Source organism: Brucella ciceri, assembly GCF_041930145.1.
Lineage (GTDB): Bacteria > Pseudomonadota > Alphaproteobacteria > Rhizobiales > Rhizobiaceae > Brucella > Brucella intermedia.
On record NZ_JBHEEV010000029.1, the window covers coordinates 1 to 2,662 of the forward strand.

Sequence of the window (2,662 nt, forward strand, 5' to 3'; positions counted from 1 at the left end):
CCGACATCGAGCAGGCCTACAAGGTCGGCCTGTAACCACTTCGACAATTTGCGCTTTTGAAGGTCTGCCAGCGGCGGGCCTTTTTTGTTGCGCCCGATAGAGGCTGTCGCATGCCATTTTTAGCGCCTATCTTCACCGCAATTGGCGGTCTTGTATCGAGCGTGGCCGCGTGGGCTGCTGCAAGCCCGATCCTCGCCGGTATCGCGCAGACAGCCTTCGGCATTGCACTGAAATATGCCGTCAATGCGCTGTTTCCTCCAAAGACGCAAAGCCGTGCTTCCGAACTGGAAACCCAGTATGGCGCCAATATCCCGCGTTCGGTCATTCTTGGCACGTGTGCGACCGAAGGTCACCACATCTATCGCAACAGCTACGGCAGTGGCGGTCGGCTCATTCAGGACGTATTCGTCTTGTCGAGTTTCCGCATCACGGCGGTTCTGCGTGTTCGTTACAATGGTCAGTGGCGCAACCTGACAGAGCAGGATGCAGACGGCTATTGGCTTGTTCCGAACGAAGGCACGAGCGGTGATGACCACGACAATGTTCGCGTGAAAATCTTCTACGGCACGATGGATCAGCAGGCAGAACCGACGCTGATCAACAATGCCCGTCCGGCTGGCCGCTGGACTGCGAACCATCGCGGCGCTGGCGTTGCCTACGCTGTCGTGTTCTCGGAATTGCGCAAGAATGGCGATGGCCTGACTTCACCGGCAAAGTTGCTGTTCGAAGTCGTCGGTGCTCCGCTCTACGACTGGCGCAAGGATAGCACGGTGGGCGGATCGGGCGCGCATCGTTGGGACGATCAGAGCACGTGGGAATATTCCGACAATCCGGTAGTGCAGATTTACAATCTGGAACGCGGTTTCTTCAACGGCTCCCAGCGCATGGTCGGCAAGGCTGTACGTGCAAGCCGTCTGCCGTTGGCAGAATATACCCAGGCAGCGAACATCTGCGACGAAGTCATGCCGGACGGCTCGAAGCGATATCGTGCCCATGCGATTGCCAAGGACGGCCCCGGCGCCAACCACGACGCAAACCTGACCCCGATCCTTGAAGCTATGTGCGGCTCATGGGTGGAGCGTGTTGATGGCGAGTTCCCGATTGCGGGCGCTCCGCAGGCCATCGTTGCGACCATCACGGACGATGATATCAAGCGCGGCGCACCCTTGCGGTTCAGTGCCAAGCGCAAGCGTACGGAACTGATCAACACTGTCGCGGCTTCCTATGTCTCGCCGGATGACTTCTACGAAACCAAGGACGCGGCAACCCGTATCGATGAAGGGGCGCTGGCCGAAGATAGGGAAACGCTCGCCAGTGCCATTCCTTACGCTGCCGTCACCGATGTGCGGCAGGTGGACAGGCTGGCTGATATTGCCATTCGTGGCGCTCGCTATCAGGCATCGGCTGAAATCGTCGTTCATCCGAAATTCCTCGATACGATCAAGGAAGGCCGGTGGGTTCGCTGGAACAGCGCCAAGTATGGCGACCGGACATATCAGGTGCTGACGCGCCAGCTTGGCGGGATCAATACCGACGGCGCTCGCGATATCTCGTTGTCTTTGCAGCAGATCAGCAATGGCGTGTTCGATCCGACCGCCTACGAGACCAACCCTCCGAACATCATCGTCGTGCCACCGCCGCAGTATCTGGCGGAGGTGCAGAACTTCGATGTTATCCCGACAATCGTCAGGGCCGATGGTGCCGGAGAGTTGCCAGGTGCACGGCTGCTCTGGGACGCGATTGATGATATCTCGGTTGTCGGCGTCGATATCGAATACTGGCCCGCAAACGATCCGAGCCAGGTGTTCCGCGATTTTGTGACCGCCGATATCGTTAATGTGACGATCTCCGAAGGGCTGACTTCGCTCACTGACTGGTTCGTCCGCACGCGTTTGCGCGTGGACAATGGCCGGTCTGTAGCGTGGTCGGCGGCCAAGCCGTTTCGCACCCTGAACGCGCAGGGCGATCAGAACCCTATCGACTACGAAGGACTGGCCGATGACCTGAAGGGTTATCTCGGCTGGATCGGGCCGCAGGTTCGCGAATTGATCCGGCAAGCTGAAGAACTTGCTACCCTGACAGCGGACAATCACAACAGCAACTATTCCGACATCCAGCGTCTGACGCGCCAGCTTTCCAGCACGTTCGGCAATGCGCAGGCGATGTGGCAGGAGGATATCATCGTTGCCACGGGTCCGAATAGTGCCATTGGCCAGCAGCTGACCCGGATCAATGCCCAGCTCTGGGACAATACCGGGGCAAGCATTATTCAGTTGCTGCAAGTCCGCGTTGATGGCGTCGAGGATGATGTGGCGGCGCAAGCCAACCTTATCACTCAGCTATCGTCCAATATCGGTGAAGTGTCTGCGAACGCGACATTCCGTATGGGGACTTATGTGGCACCGAGCGGCTGGAACTCCCGCATTGGCATGGAAGTCCGCGGCGGAACAACCGACAGCTACAAGAGCGCAGGCCTCTTCCTTGACGTGAACAGCACCCAGGCGCGTATCGCCCTGATAGCCGAACAGATCGTGTTCTCGAATGGTACGGAGTTCTTCAAGCCATTCGTCATCCAGAACAACGTTATGTACGGCGAAGGCTTCGTCATGGATTGGGCGAAGATCGTCAATGTCCAGATCGGCACTGCCCAAATCGGGGATGC

General features: G+C 58.2%; 1 protein-coding gene. It reads left to right on the plus strand.

Features of this window, described 5'->3' with window-relative positions:
• Nucleotides 1-110: 110 nt before the first annotated feature.
• Nucleotides 111-2,662, plus strand: a 2,552-nt coding sequence (locus tag JNC63_RS21820; protein ID WP_374846774.1) for a phage tail protein, incomplete at its 3' end; no start/stop codon positions are given.